The organism is Streptomyces sp. HNM0575, assembly GCF_012726265.1.
Lineage (GTDB): Bacteria > Actinomycetota > Actinomycetes > Streptomycetales > Streptomycetaceae > Streptomyces.
In genome coordinates, this window is record NZ_JAASAG010000006.1 from 71,814 (window position 1) to 92,011 (window position 20,198).

The 20,198-nt window shown below is 71.9% G+C and carries 19 protein-coding genes and 1 pseudogene; 9 read left to right on the forward strand and 11 right to left on the reverse strand.

Going from position 1 to position 20,198, the window contains the following annotated elements:
• Positions 1-50: 50 nt before the first annotated feature.
• Genes HCC61_RS31220 through HCC61_RS15910 form a run of 3 tightly spaced genes read right to left on the reverse strand, consistent with a single transcriptional unit; the run spans position 51 to position 4,638 of the window.
• Positions 51-1,742: a nickel transporter gene (locus tag HCC61_RS31220; RefSeq protein WP_206322575.1), complete on the reverse strand. Its 1,692-nt coding sequence runs from the start codon at positions 1,740-1,742 to the stop codon at positions 51-53.
• Entirely contained in the window at positions 1,739-3,118 is a 1,380-nt protein-coding gene (locus HCC61_RS15905) for a tetratricopeptide repeat protein (RefSeq protein ID WP_169136129.1), read from the reverse strand. The genes HCC61_RS31220 and HCC61_RS15905 overlap by 4 nt, the downstream gene beginning before the upstream one ends.
• 38 nt (positions 3,119-3,156) lie before the next feature.
• The gene (locus HCC61_RS15910; protein ID WP_169136130.1) at positions 3,157-4,638 is read right to left on the reverse strand and encodes a DUF4331 domain-containing protein; all 1,482 of its coding nucleotides are present in this window, start codon (positions 4,636-4,638) and stop codon (positions 3,157-3,159) included.
• Positions 4,639-5,164: 526 nt separating this feature from the next.
• Between HCC61_RS15910 and HCC61_RS15915 the strand changes: the two genes are divergently transcribed.
• Positions 5,165-5,851, forward strand: a complete 687-nt coding sequence (locus HCC61_RS15915; protein ID WP_169136131.1) for a hypothetical protein — start codon at positions 5,165-5,167, stop codon at positions 5,849-5,851.
• Positions 5,852-5,880: 29 nt separating this feature from the next.
• On the opposite strand, the gene HCC61_RS15920 is transcribed toward HCC61_RS15915, so the two are convergent.
• Positions 5,881-6,045 (reverse strand): hypothetical protein, encoded by a 165-nt coding sequence (locus HCC61_RS15920; RefSeq protein WP_169136132.1) that lies wholly within the window; start codon positions 6,043-6,045, stop codon positions 5,881-5,883.
• Here HCC61_RS15920 and HCC61_RS15925 point away from each other — a divergent pair.
• The gene (locus HCC61_RS15925) at positions 6,044-6,877 is read left to right on the forward strand and encodes a class I SAM-dependent methyltransferase (RefSeq protein WP_240969036.1); all 834 of its coding nucleotides are present in this window, start codon (positions 6,044-6,046) and stop codon (positions 6,875-6,877) included. The genes HCC61_RS15920 and HCC61_RS15925 overlap by 2 nt on opposite strands.
• A 175-nt stretch (positions 6,878-7,052) precedes the next feature.
• Here HCC61_RS15925 and HCC61_RS15930 read toward each other — a convergent pair whose 3' ends face one another.
• The 4 genes and pseudogenes from HCC61_RS15930 to HCC61_RS15945 all read right to left on the reverse strand — a co-directional run bounded on the left by HCC61_RS15930 (position 7,053) and on the right by HCC61_RS15945 (position 10,373).
• Positions 7,053-7,799: an SOS response-associated peptidase gene (locus HCC61_RS15930; RefSeq protein WP_169136133.1), complete on the reverse strand. Its 747-nt coding sequence runs from the start codon at positions 7,797-7,799 to the stop codon at positions 7,053-7,055.
• 223 nt (positions 7,800-8,022) lie between these two features.
• Entirely contained in the window at positions 8,023-8,901 is an 879-nt protein-coding gene (locus tag HCC61_RS15935; protein ID WP_169136134.1) for an SCO1860 family LAETG-anchored protein, read from the reverse strand.
• Between the two features lie 509 nt (positions 8,902-9,410).
• Positions 9,411-9,792, reverse strand: a pseudogene (locus tag HCC61_RS15940) (hypothetical protein).
• Between the two features lie 41 nt (positions 9,793-9,833).
• Positions 9,834-10,373, reverse strand: a complete 540-nt coding sequence (locus HCC61_RS15945; RefSeq protein WP_169136135.1) for a DUF488 domain-containing protein — start codon at positions 10,371-10,373, stop codon at positions 9,834-9,836.
• A gap of 273 nt (positions 10,374-10,646) precedes the next feature.
• Between HCC61_RS15945 and HCC61_RS15950 the strand changes: the two genes are divergently transcribed.
• The 4 genes from HCC61_RS15950 to HCC61_RS15965 all read left to right on the forward strand — a co-directional run bounded on the left by HCC61_RS15950 (position 10,647) and on the right by HCC61_RS15965 (position 14,165).
• Positions 10,647-11,495 (forward strand): uracil-DNA glycosylase, encoded by an 849-nt coding sequence (locus tag HCC61_RS15950; RefSeq protein WP_169136136.1) that lies wholly within the window; start codon positions 10,647-10,649, stop codon positions 11,493-11,495.
• 224 nt (positions 11,496-11,719) lie between these two features.
• Positions 11,720-12,574, forward strand: a complete 855-nt coding sequence (locus tag HCC61_RS15955; RefSeq protein WP_169136137.1) for a lysozyme — start codon at positions 11,720-11,722, stop codon at positions 12,572-12,574.
• 217 nt (positions 12,575-12,791) lie between these two features.
• The gene (locus tag HCC61_RS15960; RefSeq protein ID WP_169136138.1) at positions 12,792-13,148 is read left to right on the forward strand and encodes a cupin domain-containing protein; all 357 of its coding nucleotides are present in this window, start codon (positions 12,792-12,794) and stop codon (positions 13,146-13,148) included.
• A 285-nt stretch (positions 13,149-13,433) separates the two neighbouring features.
• Entirely contained in the window at positions 13,434-14,165 is a 732-nt protein-coding gene (locus tag HCC61_RS15965) for a pentapeptide repeat-containing protein (protein ID WP_169136139.1), read from the forward strand.
• A 145-nt stretch (positions 14,166-14,310) separates the two neighbouring features.
• On the opposite strand, the gene HCC61_RS15970 is transcribed toward HCC61_RS15965, so the two are convergent.
• Complete coding sequence (locus tag HCC61_RS15970; RefSeq protein ID WP_169136140.1) at positions 14,311-14,808, reverse strand: hypothetical protein; 498 nt, start codon at positions 14,806-14,808, stop codon at positions 14,311-14,313.
• 161 nt (positions 14,809-14,969) lie between these two features.
• The gene (locus HCC61_RS15975; protein ID WP_169136141.1) at positions 14,970-15,545 is read right to left on the reverse strand and encodes a TerD family protein; all 576 of its coding nucleotides are present in this window, start codon (positions 15,543-15,545) and stop codon (positions 14,970-14,972) included.
• Between the two features lie 177 nt (positions 15,546-15,722).
• On the opposite strand from HCC61_RS15975, the gene arfB reads away from it, so the two are divergent.
• Positions 15,723-16,169, forward strand: coding sequence for an alternative ribosome rescue aminoacyl-tRNA hydrolase ArfB (arfB, locus tag HCC61_RS15980; RefSeq protein WP_169136142.1), 447 nt, complete (start codon positions 15,723-15,725; stop codon positions 16,167-16,169).
• 62 nt (positions 16,170-16,231) lie between these two features.
• Here arfB and HCC61_RS15985 read toward each other — a convergent pair whose 3' ends face one another.
• Complete coding sequence (locus tag HCC61_RS15985) at positions 16,232-16,765, reverse strand: flavin reductase family protein (RefSeq protein WP_169136386.1); 534 nt, start codon at positions 16,763-16,765, stop codon at positions 16,232-16,234.
• Between the two features lie 562 nt (positions 16,766-17,327).
• Here HCC61_RS15985 and cdgB point away from each other — a divergent pair.
• On the forward strand, positions 17,328-18,992 hold the full coding sequence (gene cdgB, locus HCC61_RS15990) for a diguanylate cyclase CdgB (protein WP_169136143.1): 1,665 nt from the start codon (positions 17,328-17,330) through the stop codon (positions 18,990-18,992).
• A 152-nt stretch (positions 18,993-19,144) separates the two neighbouring features.
• Positions 19,145-20,113 carry a hypothetical protein gene (locus HCC61_RS15995; RefSeq protein ID WP_169136144.1) on the forward strand — a complete coding sequence of 323 codons (969 nt, stop codon included), beginning with the start codon at positions 19,145-19,147 and terminating at the stop codon, positions 20,111-20,113.
• The last annotated feature ends 85 nt before the right edge of the window (positions 20,114-20,198 follow it).

Consider the following 20,198-nt stretch of genomic DNA (forward strand, 5'->3'; position numbering starts at 1 on the left):
TCCCGGGGCCGTACGCCCGTCCCCGTCCCCGTCCGTGTGCGGGCGCCGGGTCACAGCGGCGGCAGGCTGCGGAGGGCGAGGCCCAGGCCGACGGTGAGAACGGCCAGCGCCGTGAGCAGTGTGCCGTAGCGCGTGTAGCGGGACCACGCCGGAAGACGTCGCTCGGTGAGGGCGGTCAGGCGGTCGCCGCCGGTGGCGAGCAGCAGGCCCGCGGCGGTGAGGGTGGCCGCCATGCCGAGTCCGTAGCCGAGTACGAGTAGTACGCCGAAGAAGGTGTGGCTCAGGGAGACCGCGCCGAGCAGTACGACCAGGGCCGACGGGCTCGGTACTAGTCCGCCGGCGAGTCCGACGCCGACGAGCGAGGGAAGGCGGAGGGCGGAGCGGTCCCGGTGCCCGCCCTTGCGGGGGAAAGGACGGCCGTGACTGTGACTGTGGCTGTGATTGGTGCCGTGACTGCGCCCGTGACCATGGCCGGGGAAACCGCCCTTGCGGTACGGAAGTTGGGGCCCGTGGTCGTGGTCGTGGTCGTCTTCGTGGTCGTGGCCATGGCTGTGCCCATGCTTGTGACCGTGATGGTGACCCGTCGCCGGCGGTGTGCCGGTCTTGAGGGAGCGTACGGCCGTGACGACGAGCCATGTGCCGATGGCCGCGACGAGCAGTCCGCTGACCGTGCCCAGCCAGCCCATCAGCCGATCCCCCAGCAGCCCCCCGGAGAGGGTGAGTACGAGTCCGGCGATCAGCACGCCCGTGGTGTGTGTGGCGGTCACGGTCGCACCGACGGTCAGCGCGGCCCGTACACCGCCCGTGCGGCGGGCCAGGCATGCCGCGACGGCGAGCTTCGCGTGACCGGGGAGGGCGGCGTGACCGGCGCCGAGCACGACGGTGAGCAGTACGCCGAGAAGTCCCACGGGAAGCGTGAGGTCGCGGTCGGTGGTGAGCGCCGTCAACTGCCGCTCCAGGGAAGGGAACACGGCGGCTCCGGCCGCGACGGAAGGCGCCGCGCCGGGACCGGCGCCCGCCACCCCCGCGCCGCCGCTCTCCGCCCCCGCGCCGCCGCTCTCCCCCTGGCCCCGGCCGTTGCCCCCGGGCCGTGCGCGCAGTCTCGCCGTGGTCTGGTTCAGCGGCTCGTCGGCGGCGCCGGAGGGATAGCGGCGCAGGCCCGCGCTCCTGCTCCGCTTGGGGGCGGTCGACGCGGTCAGCCGCACGCCGTTCCCTGCCGTCGCGGTGATCTCCTTCCAGCCCGTACGGCCGCGGTCCGCACCCGAGTCGAAGGTGACGGCCGCCGGGTGGGAGAGGTCGGCCCCGGCGCGGAGGCGGCAGGTGAGCCGGGCGATGGGCAGACCGGCCGCGCCCTTGCCGTATTCGAGGCGGCTGGAGCGCACGCGCCATTCGCTGCGACGGCCGTCGACCGCCACCTCCGAAGTCCCGGCGAGCCGGGCGCAGCGCTGCCGGGCGTCGGCGGCGGCCTCGGCGCGGGAGACGTGGCCGTCGTCGTCCGTGTCGGCCTTCTCGCGGTACTGGGCGGTGGGGATCTCCGCGCTGTCGACGACGGCGGTGTCGTCGACGTGCGCCGCCGAAAGCCGTAGCCCGTGGTGCTGGTTGAGGCTGAAGTTGCCCAGCGGGTGTGCGTGGGCGGCGGGCGCCGCCGCGATGCCGGTCAGCAGCGCGACGACCGTCAGCACGAGGACGGCGAAGGCCGTCCGCACGACGGTGGGGAGCGTGGTACGGGGGCGCTGGGTCACCGGCGGTCACCGTCCCCGGTGGCCGGGCCGCCGGACCGGTGGAGCAGCCGGACGGCGCGGGGCGCGTGCAGGGGGGAGAAGTGCGGGTTGAGCCGCAAGGCCCGCCGCAGGTGGCGGTCGCCCGCGGCGTGCCGTCCCAGCCGGTGTTCGATGACGCCCCGGTGGTAGTGGAAGAGCGCGTTCTTCCATCCGGTGCGGGCGGCGGCCTCGGCGTACCGCAGCGCCTCGGCGTCGCGCCCCGCGCGGTGCAGGGCCCAGCCCAGAGCGTCGGCGACGATGACGCCGTGCGAACGCTTCCACTCGCGTCTCATCATGGCGACCGCTGTGGCGGGCCTTCCGTGGTCGGCCTCGTACAGCGCGAGGTGCGGGTCGACCGGGCCGCCGTCGGCGCGCAGCATCCGTGCCTGCGCCTTCAGGGCGGCGAGTGCCTTACGGTCCCGGCCGCCCGGCCGTGACCCGCGAAGTTCCGCCGCCTCCAGCAGGAACTGCGGCAGCGGCGTGCGTTCGACGAGCCGGCCGTACGTCCTGAGCGCCTGCGCCCGGTGTCCGCGCGCGGCCTGGAGCCGGGCGCGCCCTGCGAGCGAGTAGGGGTGTCCGTGCACGGCGTCGAGGGCTCGCTCGAAGTGCCGCCCGGCGCTCTTCAACTCGCCTCGGGACCAGGCTAGTTCGCCCATGCGGGACTCGGCGAAGGCCGTCTCGTCGGGGGTCTGGGCGGCCTCGACGGCCCGCCTCAGGGCGACCGCGGCGTCCCGGTTACGGCCGTGGGTCTCCAGGTCGTAGGCGGCGCGGCTGTACGCGGCGGCCGTCGGCTTCAGGTCGAGCATGCGCTGCACGGCCGTCCGGGCGGCGCGATAGTGGCCGAGCTGGATCTCGGCGTCCGCGAGCACCCCGTAGCCCGCCGCGCGGTCGGGCGCCATCCGGGTGCTGCGCAGACCCCACTTGCGTCCGGTGCCGAACTCGTGCCGGGCGTCGGCGAGTTGGCCCATGCCGGTCGTGGCGGCGTAGTTCCCGGTGCGTTTCAGGTCGAGCGAGCGGCGCAGCGCCTTGCCGGCCGCGTCGAGGCGGCCGGAGTCGAGGGTGGTACGGGCCCTCTCGATCAGTGCCTGGCCCAACTCCGACCAGACGACCGGGTCTTGAGGCGCCTTGTCCACGGCCCGGCGCGCGGCCCGGAGCGGATCGGCGCCCGTGCCGCCCGCGACCTCGTCCGTGCCCGAGCCCGCACCCGTGCCCGTACGGTCCCGGGACTGCGCGGTGAGGGATCCAGGTCCCGGCCGCGAGGCGTCGCCGCCGGGACCGTAAGGCCCGATGGTGAGGAGCCCCGCGGCGCAGGCTCCGACGGCGACGGCCCCGGCGAGCGCCGCGTACCTGCGCTTCACGGGCCGCTTCACCCGCTTCACGGGTCCCTTCACGAACCTCACAGCGCGGCGTGCGGCGGATTGAGGTAGGGGAAGGTGTCCCGGGCGTCGGCCGGCTGGAGCTTGAAGTCCGGTGTCGGCAGCAGGTGTTGGGCCGACGGTCCCGCGGGCTCGCCCATCAGCATCCGGATCAGCGGCCCGTCGATGGTGTCGTTGGGGCGGCGCCCGTTGGGGAAGCCCTGCCGGTCGCCGTCGAGTACGCCGCCGGGCTTCGGCTCCTTCGCCACGGGAGTGGTGAGGTTCAGCCGCATCTCCTCGGCGGGGACGATCCTCGCCCGGTCGGCGTCGGCGTTCATGGCGGGCGTGTTCAGGTCGTATCCGAACTCGGCCCCGTTGTCCTTCCCGATGCCGCGCAAGAACAGCGCCTCGATGTCCTTGCGCGGCGTGGCGGGGGCCTTGACGCCGTGGGCCCGTTCGATGCGGTGCGGCGGTACGGGATCGTTCACGGCCGCGAGGAAGTCCCGCTCCAGATGGTCGTCCTGGGGACCGCGCTGCTGGAAGCGGTCCTCGGGGCCGCCGGGGCGTGCCAGTCCGACGGTCGACCCGAAGACGCCGAAGGCCAGGTGCGGGTTGCCGTGCCGCGACACCTGGCGGAACTCCTCGTTCTCTCCGGACAGGCTCCTGCTCAGATCGGCGCCGGGGCGCGAAACCGACGCCCAGACGCCCACGACGGGATTGCGCCGCGGGTCGTTGCGCAGCGCCACCGACTTCTTGGGCACCTGGAGGATCAGGCTGTTGACGTTCAGCGCCGACAGGGGCTGCGCATCGGGCAGCCAGCCGCGTACCGGTCCCGCCGTGCCCACGGTGTAGAGCCCGAACACTTCCGTGTCGGCTTTGAAGGCCTCCGCCGACTGTCCCGCCAGGGCCCGTCCCCCGCCCGGCAGCCGGCGTACGGCCTCCCGGCGCAGCCCGCCGTAGTCGGGCATGAGGGCGCGGCCCGCGTGGGTGGGGGTGGCGACGCCGTCCCCGACGAGGGTCTCGGGCGCGGCTCCCTTCCGGACGCGTTCCAGCTTGTACGTCTGCCGCACCCGCAGCGAGGGGTCGTCGAGCGAAGTCACCTGTCCGGGACCGACCTTGGGGCCCGCCTTGAACGGTCTGCGGTCGTCGTTCGCGAAGGTCCAGCGGTAGGTCGTGTCGGGCGTCCCGTCGCCGTCGGCGTCCGTGTTGATCTCGTACCGGGCACCGGTGGCGAACGGATAGTCGGCGACGGAGCCGGTCGCGTTCCCCGGCAGCTGGAACGGCCGTACGTTGGCGATCAGGGTGACCATGTCGTGGTCGTCGGGGCTGGTGAAGGCGTAGACGTCGGTGATGTCGGCGGCCGGGTCGGCCAGGGACGAGGGGGCGTCGACGTGGCCGCCGGCCTGGCTGCTGGACATCAGAGGACCCGACAGTGCCGCTCCCGCCACGACGGTCGCACCTGCGACGACGGCGATCCGGCGGCGGTGGGGGCGGGTGGACCAGGGCCTGCGGAACCAGCGCATGAGTGCTCCTGCCGTGAGCTCGGGAAAGGCGTCCGGGAGCCACAGCGTGTCGTGAGGCCGTGCCCTGCCGGTGGGTTCGCCGCCGGCGCCACTCGCGTGAGGGAAACAGTGCACCGCGAGGACGTACCTCCGCATGTGATCAATTGACGGACCGTCAAGTCGCTTTGGAGTACGGGGACTTGGGGCCGGGTCTCGGTGAAGCGCCGGTACGCAGCGGCTTCGCCGTGATCGGCGGCCGTACGCCGAGGGAGCGTGGGCGGCGAACGACACACGAAATAGCTGGTTTCACCGCTTTGTCTGGCTATGCGGAAACGCCAGGACTTATTCATGGGATCACGGACGGACGAGTGGGCCGGGCCGCTGCGCAGCCGGGCCGCTGCGACGCGGGGTCCACCGACTCCCGTCCGGCCAGGGCCTGTTCAGGCCGCTTCAGGGCTTCCCGGTTCCGGCATGCCGTGCCGCGCTCCGTGTCCTGAGCCGGCCGGCGCTGGCTTCATGTGTCCCGGTTCTCCGAAAGGTTCACTTCATGCTCAAGCACGGACTCCGTCGCCGCCTTGCCCTGCTCGCCTCCGCGACGGCGCTGCTCCTGCCGCTCGGGATCGCCCAGGCGGGCGCCGCGCCCGCCACGGCACACACCGCCTCCGCCGCGGGACCGATCCCCGGCGCCTACATCTCGCCGTGGGGCAGCGCGGACGTCGCGATGTCCCCGCAGTTCAAGCAGTGGACGGAGCGGGAGGGCATCACCGTGGAGGCCATCAGCCCGTTCAAGATGCACCCCGACGGCAACGGCTTCAGCATGCCCATCGGATCGACGGCGGGCGACGGCCTCGACTCCAAGGGCCGCATCTACTATCCGGGCGGCCTGCGGCTCCACCTCGCCGCCACCGGCCAGACGGTCACCCTGAAGCCGACCTGGATCCGCGTCATGCCGCGGCCGGGCTACGCGGCGGGCGTGGAGCTGAACGGCCGGACGATCTCCGAGGAGACGCAGATCGCCGACACGGACTACGTGGAGGCGATGGAGGGGGCCAGGCCCAGCCCGACCGGCTTCCGCCTGGAGCGGATCCCCTTCTACTTCACGCAGGAGGCCGAGGACCTGATCGAGACGTACAGCGATCTCGACGCCCCCGACGCGGGCACGCCGTTCGGCACGCTGACGCCGCACTTCGACTACGTCCCGGGCCAGCCGGCCTTCCCCGGCCTGCCCGGCTGACGCACACCCGGCTCGCACCGGAGCCGTGCTCAACGGCAGCCGCCGGCAGGGGACTTCAGCCCCGGCGGCTGCCGCGGGTGTGCCGGGCCCGTGGTGTCCCCGGGACGGGTGCCGGTGTCGCTGCGGGTACGGGTGCCGGTACGGGTGCGGGCGATGGTGACGCCTGCGTGTGCGGCCGTCCATAGTGGGCGCATGCCCACCGAACCGTCGTCCCGCGACGAACCCCACCGGCACCGGCGGATGGCCGAGTCGTTCGGCACCGACGCCGAACGCTACGACCGCGCACGGCCGCGCTATCCGGAAGCCCTGGTGGAGCGCATCGCCGCCGCCGCTCCCGGCCCGGACCTCCTCGACGCCGGATGCGGTACGGGAATCGCCGCCCGGCAGTTCCAGGCGGCCGGGTGCCGTGTGCTCGGCGTCGAGCCGGACGCCCGAATGGCCGCCGTGGCACGGCAGTTCGGGATCGAGACGGACGTCGCGAAGTTCGAGGAGTGGGATCCGGAAGGACGGCAGTTCGACGCGGTCGTCGCCGGGCAGGCCTGGCACTGGATCGACCCGGTGGCCGGTGCGCACAAGGCGAGGGAGGTGCTGCGGCCGGGCGGCCTGCTGGCGGCGTTCTGGAACGTGTTCCAGTTCCCGTCCGGCATCGCCGAGCCCATCGTGGAGGCCTGCCGTCGCGTCATGCCGGACTCGCCGGTCGACCCCCGTGCCATGACGAACCAGGGCGTGGAGGTGTACGCGCCGATGCTCGCCAAGGTCGCCGACGGGCTCGGAGAGACGGGCGGGTTCGGCGAGCCCGAGCAGTGGCGGTTCGAGTGGGAGTGGTCGTACACATGTGACGCCTGGCTCGACCAGATGCCCACCTTCGGGCTCTTCACCAGGCTGCCGCAGGAACGGATGGGGGAGATCCTGGAGGCCGCCGGTGCCGCCGTCGACGCGATGGGCGGCAGCTTCACGATGCGCTACACGACCGTGGCGGTCGCGGCGACGCGCACCGGCACGGTCCGGGACGGCGACGGGGACTGACGCGCAGGCGGGGGCCGCCACCACGGCAGGGAGCACGCGCTCAAGCCCCGACGCGTTCAATCCCGGATGCGCTCAAGTGCCGCCACACGCGGGCCAGTCGGGACACCACACGTCAGCCGGAACACACATCAGCCGGGACACGACAGCCGTGGAAAGTCCGGTCGGTCGGGGCAGGTCATTCGGGCGGCGCCTCCGCCGGTTCCAGCAGCTGCGGGCCGTTGTTCCGTACGTTGTTGACCGCGGTGGACACCGGACGCGCGTCGAGATGTCCGCCCGCCGGAGAGGTCAGGAGCTCGCGCACCTCGTCCGGATCCTCGTGGGCGGGATCCAGCCAGGACGCCTGGTCCGCGGGTGCGATGGCCAGGGGCATGCGGGGGTGGATCCGGCCGGCGGCATCGGTGGCCTCGGTGGTGAGGATCGTGCAGGTCCGCCACCACGCTTCCGGATCGTCCTTGTCGCGTTCCGGGTCCCGCCAGATCTCGTAGAGGCCCGCCAGCGCCATGACCGCGCCGTCCTCGGGAGTGATGAAGTACGGCTGCTTGTACGCCTTCCGGCTCCCCGACGCCGGTACGGAACGCCACTCGTAGAAGCCGTCGGCCGGCAGCAGGCAGCGGCGCTTGACGAACGCACGGCGGAACGCCGGCTTTTCGTGGGCGGTCTCCATCCTGGCGTTGATCATCTTCGCGCCGGTGTCCGGGCTCTTCGCCCAGAACGGCACCAACCCCCAGCGCAGCGGCCGCAGTTGACGCTCCACCACGCCCGTCTCCCGGTCGACCGCTTCCAGCACCGCCCATACGTCGTCGGTCGGGGCGACGTTGTAGTTCGGCGTCGGTGCCGGAGCCTGCTGCTGCTCCCAGCGGTCCACGTCGAAGAGACCGGCCAGGTCCTCCGGGCTGCGAGTCGATGCGTATCTGCCGCACATGCGTACACCCTGCCACGTGCGCTCTCGCCGCCACGGGTGCTCTCGCCGTTCGCCCTGCCGAGCGCTGTTCCCCTGCGCGAGGGCCGTTCCGCCGCGGCACGGGAGCGGGGACGCGGGCGCGGGGACGCGGGCGCGGACACGGCGAAGCCCACCGCACCTCCGTCGTGGAAGTGCGGTGGGCTTCCTCGTTCCGTCAGGGCCGTGCCCCGGTTCCGGATGGTCCTCAGCTGTTGCTGCGGGCGCTCCGGCGGCGCACCAGGTACATCGCGCCGCCACCGGCGACGAGCAGCGCGCCCACGCCGGCGATGATCGGCGTGGCGGAGTTGCCACCGGTCTCCGCGAGGCCGTCGTCGCTGCCGCCGTCGCCGCCGCCGGTCTGCGGGCCGGGTTCGTTGCCGCCCCCGCCGGTACCGCCGCCGTCGCCCTTCGGCGTCTCGCAGGTGGCCTCGGAGAGCACGACGTCACCGGAGGCCTTCACGACGTTCAGCTTGCCCGGGTTCAGCTCGTACGACAGCTTCAGCGCCGTGGCGGCGCCGGAGGCCGTCTTCGTGGTCTCCTGCTCGACCGACACGTTGACGTCGCCCAGGCCCGGCAGCTTGATCTGCTGGCTGCCGACTCCGTCGACCTTGACCGGCTTGCCGAGGACCGTGACGTTCTCCAAGTCCGCCTTGGCGACGGGCTTCTCGCCCGCCGCGCACGCCGCGGTGGCGGTCAGCAGGTCGGCGCTCACCAGCGGCGTGCCGGGCAGACCGGGCGCGAAGGCCTTCAGCCCGACGAGCTTCACGTGGCCGGAGGACCGGTCCGCGCCGGCCTTGGCGCGGGAGCGGGCGATGTCTGCCTGGACCAGCCTGATGGGCTGGCCCTTGTTGGCGCCGTTCACTTCGGCGGTCAGCAGCTTCTTCTCAGCGTTCTGAGGTGCCTGTACGTCGTTGAGGGACGCCCTGACCGGGACCTTGGCGGCGTTCGCCACGGATACGTCGAGGTCGGCGCGGGCCGCGGTCGCGGTGGCCTTGCCGTTCGACTGGGAGTGACCGTCCACGGGAGCGGCGTGGGCGGGCACGGTGACCATCGCGCCGCCGACCATCACGGTGGCGGCGCCCAAAAGCGCGGACCGACGGGCCCGCGAGCCCAAGACATGCATGATCAAGTAGCCGGAACCTTCCAGGGGACATGGAGCCGCCGACGCAGCTGAACAACGGGGACAGCAGGGGCAGTCGGGGCTTTGGTCCGGGGAACTATGCCCCCCGGGCGACGGCAGTGCAACTCCCAGTAACCGTATTTAGTGAAGGACCGAGAGCAATTTCGAAACGGCCTTCTGCACAGACAAAACACAGGACATTCGCAGAGGCGTTGCCGCGCGGTTCCGGGCCGCGCCGGCCGCGGGGCCCGGCCGCCCGTAGCCGGACGACATCGGTCAAATCCCCGTCGCCACGGGCCGGTTGAGATCAAGAAAGTCGGCGCGGCCGACTCACATGCGAATTCCCTTACGAATTCATAAATCTCTGCCGAGTGGCGCCGGCGGCCGGGATGCGGTACAAGAACGGGCCTGTGTGTGATGACCCCTTGGGGAATGCGTTTGTCGCTATGTCGGCGTGATTGCCGTGAGCCGTTCTACGCGCCCGCGGATTCGGGTCCTCCGTCGCGTCCTCGGATTCGCAGACCCGGGCGGCGGCGGTGAACGGTGAGGTAGCGGAGGCCTTCGCCGTCCGCGGTGAGGCTGCTGGACGAGCCGTGCGGCAGCCAGTACAGCTTCCCGGGGGCCAGGTCGTGCGGGCCCTGCTCGGTGCCGAGGGTGCCGTCCGGCGATGACGAGGAGCATGACGTCGAGCTCGGGCTCGGCATGGGTGGCGACGCTGCGGCCCGGCTCCAAGTGGACGACGTCGGCGTCGAGTTGGCGTCCCGGCTCGGTCAGCTTCCACAGAGCGCCGGCGGGCGCGGAGGTCAGCGCGGCGAGGGCTTCGGTGTCGCACAGCGACGGATGCCGCACAGCGATGGATGCCGCGCAGCGCCGGATCCCGTCACGTACCTGCACCGTCACAACCGGTCGTAGACGAGCAGGCCGTCGTCCCCCAGTCGTGCCCCCGGTGCGACCGGATGCTCCGTCAGCCGTCCGTCGTGTGCGAGGTGCAGTACGGGAGTGTCCCGCGCCAGGACCGCGAAGTCCGCGATGAGCCGCCGGTGGCAGCGCCACCACAGGGACTCGGCGCACATCACCGCCGTACGTTGTCGCGTCCCGGCGCTCTGCCGCAGCAACTCGTCCATGGCGGACAGGAATCGGGGGTCCCGGGTGTAGCCGGCGTAACCGCGGAACTGGGCGTGCTCCCAGAAGACGTCGGGCGAGTCGGCCGCCGCCTTGCGGAAGCCGCCGAGCCGCTTCTCCCACCGGTACTCCAGACCCGCCTCCGGCATCCAGGACGCCAGCTCTTCGCGGCGGGCGTCGGGGTTGCGGCGGCTGCCGGGTGCCGAGCGTACGTCCACGACGGCGGCGACGTCCGCGCCGTGGAGGATGTCGGTGAGCTGATCGCGGTTCGCGACGCCGTGGCCGAAGGTCACCAGCGGGGCGGCCGTGCTCATCGGCCACCGGCGGCGGACGGCGGCAGGGCGGCGGCACGAGCACTTCGGAGGTGTTCCCGTACCCGAGCGCCGGACGAGAGCATTCGCATGGGACCGAGTCTGCCAGCGGCTCCCGTACCCCCGCCCGAAGGGGAGGCGAAGCGCAGACGAAGGCCGCCCTACGGAGCCCCTGGCACGGGCGGTCCCGAGCGCCCCTCCGCCCCGCCCTGACCGCCGGACCGCTTGACCCCTGGATCCGGCGGTCAAGAGACCCGACTCCAGAGAGGACATCAGGTGTCAGCGTCCACACCGCCCGGTGGCGACCCCGCGGCTCCCGGCTTCCCCGCGGCGACCGCTCCCCGCGTTGCCACCGCCGCCGGACTGGACGGGCTGGACGCCGCCGTGTCCACGTGCCGTGCGTGCCCGAGGCTGGTCGCCTGGCGCGAGGAAGCGGCCCGTACGAAGCGGAAGGCGTACCTCGACTGGGATTACTGGGCGCGCCCCGTCCCCGGATTCGGCCCTCCGGACGCCGCGCTCGCCGTCGTCGGACTCGCGCCCGCCGCCCACGGCGGCAACCGCACCGGCCGCGTCTTCACCGGCGACCCCTCCGGTGACGCGCTCTTCGCCGCGCTGTACGACACCGGCCTCGCCTCGCAGCCCACGGCCACGCACAGCGGCGACGGCATGGAGCTGTACGGCGTACGGATCACCATGCCCGTGCACTGCGCACCGCCTGCCAACCGGCCCACCACCGCCGAGCGCGACACCTGCCGCCCCTGGCTCGCCCGCGAGCTGGAGCTGCTCCGGCCCACGTTGCGAACGGTTCTCGTGCTCGGCGGCTTCGCCTGGCAGGCGCTGCTGCCGGTGCTCGCCGAGGCGGGGTGGCGACTGCCGCGGCCGCGCCCGGCGTTCGGGCACGGCACGGAGGTTCGCCTCACGGACACGCGCCTCACGGACGCGGGCCGCCGGCGGCGGTCGGCGGAAGACGCCGCGGGGGGACGCGGCAGCGGGCGGCGGGAGCTGCGGCTGGTCGGCGGCTACCACCCGAGCCAGCGCAACATGTTCACGCGCACCCTCACCCCGGACATGCTCCGCGACGTGCTGCGCCGCGCGGCCGCGACCGCCGGGCTGCCCAGGCGCTGAGCGAGCTGTCAGCGACCCTTCCCTGAAGCCTCGCCGAGTCCTCGCCGAGCTCTCTGCCGAGCCCTCGCCGAGCCCATGCCGCCGACGTCGTCCCGCAGCGGAATTCCGGGGCGGGCCCCGTCGCGCCCCGAGGCTCCTTCGGCGAGGCAACCAATTAGTACGTTTTTATACCGATAGATTCGGGCCTGCTGCTGCGCGACTCATCGACACATACGGAGGCACGCATGCCCCTGACCAGGTCCGGCCCGTCGCGCCGTGCCGTCCCCGGCACGGTGAGGACGCCCGCCGTTCTCCTCGCCGCCCTGACCCTGCTCCTCGTACTGCCCGGAATCGCACAGGCGGAAGGCGCCGACGAACGGCCCACCCACCCGGACAAGGACTGGATGGGCTCCACGATCAGGGCCCACGAAGGACGTGCGTCCGCCGAGCCGGCGTCGTCACGGACCCTCACCGCGTCCGTCGAAGGCGTCGACGTCTCCAGCCACAACGGCAACGTGGCGTGGTCGACGCTGAAGACGAACGGCACGCGGTTCGCGTACGTCAAGGCGACGGAAGGCACGAGCTACCACAACCCCTACTTCACCCAGCAGTACAACGGCTCGTACCAGAGCGGAATGATCCGGGGCGCCTACCACTTCGCTCTGCCCTCGAATTCGAGCGGCAGCTCGCAGGCCGACTACTTCGCCTCGCACGGCGGCGGCTGGTCGAAGGACGGTAAGACGCTGCCGGGCGCACTCGACATCGAGTACAACCCCTACGGCCCGGCCTGTTACGGGAAGTCGCAGTCGGCCATGGTCGACTGGATCGGCGACTTCGTGCGGAAGTACAAGCAGCGGACCGGCCGTGACGCCGTTATCTACACCTCCACGACCTGGTGGAAGACCTGCACGGGGAACTCCACGAAGTTCAGCGGGACCAACCCGCTGTGGGTGCCGAACTGGGGCGCCTCGGTGGGGACGCTGCCGGGCGGCTGGCCGTTCCAGACCTTCTGGCAGTACACGTCGACGGGGAAGACGGTCGGCGACCACGACCGGTTCAACGGCTCTTACGCGCGGTTGCAGGCACTCGCCAACGGCTGAGCGCCCGCACCCTCGACCAGGCGGCGGCCTCCCGGGAAACGGACCGGGGGGCCGCCCCTCACGTTCCGGGGCGCGGCCGGGGAGGCGAGACGGGAACGAAGCCCCGGGCGTCCGGCTTCCGGTTTGCGGGATCCGGAATTCGCCGCCCCCGATGTTCGCCGCTCGCGCCGTCGCAGTCGCACCATGGAAGGGCAGTGGGTGATTGGAGGGAAACCTCATGATCGAAGTCAAGACGATCGACAAGGCGGACGAACGGCGCGACTTCCCACGCGGGCACATCGAAGCCCTCCACCTCTCCGGACTGGACTTCGCCGTGGCCACATTCGAACCCGGCTGGCGCTGGACGGAGTCGATGCCCGGCATCGTCGGGACCGAGACCTGCCAGATCCACCACAACGGATTCATGGTCCAGGGACGAATGCGCGTCAAGATGAACGACGGCACGGAGACGGAGGTCGGGCCCGGCGACGTGTTCGTCTGCCCACCCGGCCATGACGCCTGGGTCGTCGGCGACGAGCCCGTCATCCTGTACGACTTCGCAGGCCAGATGGCGGCGGAGTACGCGAAGGGCTAGCCCGGAGCGGGACTGCGGAGACGCCGGAGACGCCGGGTCCCCGGGCACTCAGGACTTCAGGACCACCGGGAGTGGGGAGCAGTTGATCCCGGCGGGAATCGCCGCCGGGGAGAGGACGTGACCGCGGGCGACGCGGAGGCCGGGACATCGGCGTCGCCCGCGGCCGCCATGTGCGGGGAGAAGGGGAGGCCGGCGATTCCGGCGGGTATGGACGGCACGGCTTCCGCTCCCCGCCCGTAGCCCGGTTTCCGTTCCGTTGTCAGTGGCCGGGTGCACGATGTGCGGATGGCGAGCACGAGAGCGAGCGGTACGACGGGCGGTGCGGGCGCGACGGCGCACAGGGCGGGCGGTACGGGCAGGACCGCGGTCCGCACCCCGCGCCGTCCGGAGGTTGACCTTCCCGAGCTGAGTCCGTACGGGACGCAGCCCGCCCTGTCACCCGACGGGGACTACGACGGGGTGGGCTTCGAGGGCGTGGATCTGGGCGGCACCGACGGCTCGGGAGCGCGCTTCCTGGAGTGCGCCGTGCGCAACTGCTCGCTGGACGGCGCGAGATGGGAGCGCGCGCGCCTGCTCGACAGCGTCCTGGAGGGCGTGACGGGAGCCGGTACGGATCTGGCCGGAGCGGAGCTGCGCGACGTCGAGCTGCTGGACGCCCGGTTGGGCGGTGTGCAGGTGCACGGTGCGCGGCTGTCCCGGGTGCTGGTGCGGGGCGGGAAGATCGACTTCCTCAATCTCCGCCAGAGCCGGCTGCTGGACGTCACCTTCGAGAACTGCGTACTGGTGGAGCCGGACTTCGGCGGGGCCGCCCTCGAACGGGTCGCGTTCCCCGGCTGCGTGCTGCGCGGGGTCGACTTCTCCGGTGCGTCGCTCATGGATGTGGATCTGCGGGACGCGGCGGAGCTCGGAATCGCGGCGGGCGTCGGGCAGTTGGGCGGCTCGGTGATCAGCTCGGCCCAACTGCTGGATCTGGCACCGGCGTTCGCCGCCGAGCTGAACGTACGGGTCGGAGGCTGAGCGCTCGGGAGCCCGGGCGTCCGGCGGCCGGGGATCCCGGGAGCCCGGACCCCGGCACTGCCGGGCATCACGTGTCGCCCGCGCCCGGCCCGTAACCGGTGGTGCGTAACCGGTGGTGCGTAACCCGTGGTGCCGGGCGGGACGATCACACGCGCGGGAAGCGGGCCCGCAGCGTCCACACGGCCGGGTTGTCCGCGAGCCCCTCGTGCATGTCGGTCAGGTCCGCGAGGAGGTCGTGGAGGAAGTCGCGGGCTTCGCGGCGCAGCTCGGCGTGCCCGAAGGTGAGGGGCGGTTCGCCCCGCGCGCTCCAGTCGGCCGTGATGTCCACCCAGCCGAACCGCCGCTCGAAGCGCATCCGTTCGGCGCTCTCGGTGAAGTCCACCTCCGCGTGCTGCGGCCCCGGTGCGCGGCTGCCGCGCGAATCGGCGTCGAGCAGTTCGGCGGTGTCGCACAGCGCCCAGGCGAAGTCGAGGACGGGCAACCATCCCCAGGATGTGGACAGTTCGCGGTCCGTCTCCGTGTCGGCCAGATACACGTCCCCGCTGAACAGGTCGTGGCGCAAGGCCCGCACGTCCGCGGTGCGGTAGTCGGTCTGCGGAGGGTCGGGGAAGCGCCGCGAGAGCGAATAGCCGATGTCGAGCACGGGCCGATGGTGTCACGGGGCGCCGGCGCCCCGGCCGGGAGGCGGAGGACAGAGGGCCCTGTATCCGTGAATGCGGACCCGAGTACGCGTACGCCGAGGGCGGTGCTCCCGCGGAGGCGAGCACCGCCCTCGAAGACGTACCGGCGCACGGACGTGCCTCGTCAGACGTTGACCCCGAAGTCCTGGGCGATGCCCACCAGTCCGGAGGCGTACCCCTGGCCGACGGCGCGGAACTTCCACTCGGCGCCGTTGCGGTACAGCTCGCCGAAGACCATGGCGGTCTCGGTGGCGGCGTCCTCGCTCAGGTCGTAGCGGGCGATCTCGGACTGGTCGGCCTGGTTGACGATGCGGATGAAGGCATTCCGCACCTGGCCGAAGTTCTGGCTGCGGCTCTCGGCGTCGTAGATCGAGACGGGGAAGACGATCTTGTCGACGTCGCCCGGCAGTCCGGCGAGGTTGACCTTGATCTGCTCGTCGTCGCCCTCGCCCTCACCCGTGACGTTGTCTCCGGTGTGCAGGATGCTCTGGTCAGGAGTCGCCTTGTTGTTGAAGAAGACGAAGTGCTGGTCGGAGTAGACCTTGCCCGTCGGGTTCACCGCGATGGCGCTCGCGTCGAGGTCGAAGTCGGAGCCGGTGGTGGTGCGGACGTCCCAGCCGAGGCCGACCGTGACGGCGGTCAGGCCCGGTGCCTCCTTGGTGAGGGAGACGTTGCCGCCTTTGGACAGGCTTACAGCCATGGGGATGCCCTTCCGTTGGTGAAGTCCGATGCGTGATCGGCTGAATCGGTCGATTGGAGAGTCGGAAGTCGCTCTGTGGGAGGTCGTTCCTACCTCTGCACAACGCAGGCCGTCCATGGGCGGGTTCCAGGTCGCCCGCGGAAAAAGGCGATGACCGGATGCGCCCGTGGAGCGACCATGGAGGACATGTCCCCGTCCCCTTATGTCATCCGCGGTTCGGTCTCCTTGCCGGAGTCCGAGCTGGTCTGGCGTTTCACGCGCTCCTCGGGGCCGGGCGGACAGCACGTCAACACCGCCGACAGCCGTGCGGAGCTGCGCTTCGACCTGGCCGCGACCGACGCGCTGCCGGAGGTGTGGAAGCAGCGCGCACTGGAGCGGCTGGCGGGCACGGGCAGGCTCGTCGACGGCGTGGTCGTCGTACGGGCGGGCGAGCACCGCTCCCAGTGGCGCAACCGGGAGGCGGCGGCCACGCGCATGGCCGCGCTCCTCGCGGAGGCCACGGCACCGCCGCCGCCCAGGCGCCGTAAGAAGAAGGTGCCCAGGGGAGCCGTCGAGCGGCGGCTGCGCCAGAAGAAGCAGCGCGGCGACCTCAAGCGGGGCCGCTCGGGCCGCGATTGGACATGACCCGGCCCGGGCTCTCCCGGGGGCTCAGGGCCCCGTGAATCCGCCGGGCCGCCGCGGGCCCGTCAGGAACCGCCCTTCGACAGCGAGTGGTAGCGCCCCCGGAAGTACGTGAGCGGCCCGCTGTCCGCGGCATGCGGCAGCCCCACGGCCAGCACCCGCCCGATGACGAGCGTGTGGTCGCCCGCCCGCACCCGCTGCTCGGTGCGGCACTCGACCGTGGCCAGCGCCCCGTCGACCAGCGGTGCCTCGGAGGCCTCGCCCCGCGTGTGGGGCAGCTCGCGGAAGAGGAGCCTGTCGCTCAGCCTGCCCTTCATCGCGAAGCGGCCCGCGGTCTGGCGCTGGCCCTCGGTGAGCAGGGAGGCGGCCCACAGCGGGCGGCGCTCCAGCAGTTCGTCCATGCGGGAGCCGTCGCGGACGCTGACCATGGCCAGCGGGGGTTCCAGTGAGACGGACATGAAGGCGGTGGCGGTCATGCCGACGTCCGCGCCCTCCGGGCCGTCGTCGGGGTCGTATGCCGTCACCAGCACCACGCCGGCCGCCAGTCTCGCCATGGCGGCCCGGAACTCGTCCTCGCTCACCCCATCAGCATGGGCCATCGGGACATCCGGCGCCGGGCTCGTCTGCTGCTGCACTGCGTGTGACACGTCAAAAACGCTAACCGCTGGCGTGCGCCCCCCGCATCGGCCCCCGGGACCAGGACCTCCGGCCCACATGCCGCGCGAGGCCGCCCGCGCGGATTTGTGACCGGATCGTGCTTTTTGTGTGCACGAATGAAGGGTGAGCGGTGACCGGCCGATGGCCGGGGCGGAAACCGGCTGGTGGTCAAGTTCCGTCCTGGGTAGGGGACTTGGGGCGCACGCCGGCGGCAGACGAGGGGCGCGAAAAGGGGCGCATTCGACGTTCTACGCTCCGGTAAGGCCGTACTGTCTCATGACCGGTCATTCGGTCGAGAGCGTCGGCCGAGGTCCGGAGGGTGTGCCAGGCTGTACGGAGAGGAGTCAACGGGCTGCACACAGTTGTGACTTGAGTCACAGCGGGCAATAATTGTTGACCCTGTGTACCTGGAGCACAGCTCGCTGTGATTCAGTGGCCGTGGCAGTCGGACAACGACGTCCCGCGAACACCTGGAGTTGACGAACGAGGCTCAGGGGGAGGGCGATGGAAACCGAGTCGGAGCCCTACGTCCGCCTTGCCAGCCTGCGTCGACTGCACCTCGTAGTGGCCCAGTTGAGCACTGCCCGCAGCCTCGCCGACACCCTTCAGACCGTCGCCGACGGCGTGGTCGACGGGCTCGGCTTCGAGATCGCCGCCGTCAATCTCGTACGTCCCGAGGGCGACCTCGTCGTCGCCGCCGTCGCCGGCAGCCAGGGCGCCGAGGCGATGATGGCGGGCCGCGTCGGCTCGCGCCCTTCCTGGGAGCGCCGTCTGTCGATGGGCGAGGCGTGGGGGAACCTGCGCTTCATCCCCTACACGGAGGGCTGGGTCCTCGACGACGACGACGTACCGCAGTGGCACTCCGCCGGCCCCGCCCCGCAGACCAGCGACGACTGGCACCCGATGGACCGCCTCTTCGCGCCGCTGTACGCGTCGGACAACGAGCTGCTCGGCGTCCTGTCCGTGGACAAGCCGCGCAACGGCCGGCGCCCCGGCGCCTGGGGCCGCGAGGCGCTCCAGCTCTACTCCTCGCAGGCCGCCATCGCCCTGAGCAACGCTCGGCTGCGTTCCAACATGCAGCGCGCGCTCGTACGGCTGGAGCGGGAGCAGTCGGCGCTGCGCGCGAGCGAGGAGAGCTTCCGGCAGGCGTTCGAGTACGCGCCGAGCGGTATGGCCGTCGCGGAGATGGGCGGCGACCAGCACGGCCGGCTGATACGCATCAACGACGCCCTGTGCCGGCTGCTCGGCAGGCCCGCCTCCGCGATGCGCCGGTACTCCTTCTCCGACATCGTCCATCCCGAGGACATCGGGACCCTGCTGCGTACGTCCGCCGAGGGCGGCCGTGCCGAGCTTCGCCTGGCCCGGCGCGACGGCTCCTATGTATGGGTGTCGCTGCGCAACTCCGTGGTGGCCGACACCGCCGACGGGCCGCGCTTCCTGCTGACCCACGTCGAGGACATCGAGGACCGCAAGCGGCACGAGCTGCAACTGGCCCACCGCGCGAGCCACGACTCCCTCACCGGCCTGCCCAACAGCGCCGAGCTGCGCGCCCGTCTCAACAGCAGGCTCTGCGCCCGCCCCACACCCGTGATCTCAGGCGTCATGCACACCGACCTCAACGGCGAGGGCGGCGCCGACCGGGACCCGGACGGCGCGGGATTCGGCCCCGGCCTCCAGTTCGAGGACGCCGGCTCGGGAGTCCTCGCCTCCACGGGCATGTATGACCCGCATCACACGCACGCGGTGCCGCCGACCGGCACCGTCCAGGGTGAGAAAGGTCTCGCCGTACTCTTCTGCGACCTCGACGGCTTCAAGTCGATCAACGACCGCTTCGGGCACAACTGCGGCGACGCCGTGCTCGTCGAGGTCGCCCGCCGCCTCTCGGCCGGCGTCCGCGACCACGACACCGTGGCCCGCATGGGCGGCGACGAATTCGTGGTGCTAACCGACGGGGTGGGTCCGGCGGAGGCACAGGACCTGGCGGTCCGGCTGCGCAACGCGATCATCCCGCCGATCCGTGTCGACGGCCGTGCGGTGCGGGTCGGCGCCAGCTTCGGCATCGGCTGGGCGGGCTGCGGCATGACTGCCGAGGAGGTCCTTCAGTCGGCCGACCAGCGGATGTACGTGGAGAAGCGCTCCCGTTCGAAGAGCCAGCGGAGGGCCGGCTAGCTCGGGGCTCGCGCGGACGACCGCGAATCGTGGCCGTGAAGTGCGCTTCGCCACCCCTGACGGTCATTGCGCGATCATTCAGCGTTGGCGTAGCCCTCACCCTTGGGAGGTAGGCTCGGCCGGATACGTGACGCAGTTGGGAGTGACAGGGGATGACCGCCGAGAACGACGGCACCGGTACGACGCCGGAAGGCGACGACCCGTTCGGCTACCTCTACCGCCAGGAGGGCGGCGACGGCGCTCCCGCACCCCAAGGCGGCGCCCCCAGGCGCTCGTTCAACCAGGTCCGCGCCGTCGGTGAGCGCCAGTACGGCGGCTACGGCGGTCAGTACGGCGGTCAGTACGGCGGCGGTCCCGGCACCCAGCAGACCGCGCCCTACGGCCAGCAGCAGCCCAACGCGCACTACGCGGCACCGGAGACGATGCCCGGCGGGCGCGCGGCCACCCAGCAGCACGCCGCCGTGAACGGCGGCGGGGGGCACGGCGGATACGGCGCCGGGCGCAGCCGCAACGGCCTGCTCATAGGTGCGCTGGCGGTCGTCGCGGCCGTCGTCGTGGGCATAGGCGCGGCGATCTACTTCAACTCCGGCGGCAAGGACGAGGCCCAGAACGCAGGTGCCGCCTCCGCCGGCGCCGACGACGGCGGCAAGGACCAGCAGCAGCCCGACGGCCAGGTGCGCAAGGGCAAGCAGATCGGCAAGAAGCAGGACGCCGCCTCCTTCCAGCTCGCGGGCGGCGCGGCAGCGGCCAGTGACGTACCGGGGGCGGTGGGCCGCGACGGCTCGTACGTCGGCTCCATGAACGCGACGGGCGCCTCCGCGACATGGACCGCGGACAACGTGCCGAAGCCGGGCGTCTACACCCTGTATGTGCGCTACGGCGTGCCCGGCAAGGACGCGAACGGGACTCTCACGGTCAACGGGCGGGCACGGTCGCAGCCGCTCAACATGTCCAACTTCGCCCAGGCCGAGGAGGGCGACTGGGAGAAGGGCTGGACCCGTACGTACGCCTACGTCGATCTGAAGAAGGGGACCAACACCTTCAAGATCTCCTGCGAGGACGGCAACAACTGCGACTTCAACCTCGACCAGGTCTGGCTGAAGGCGGGCAAGATCCGCTGACCCGCGGGCCGGATCGGCCCGGCGGACCGGAGCGGTCGACCTGGCGGCCCGGCCGGGGCCCGGCGACGAGCGGCGCCCTCCGGGT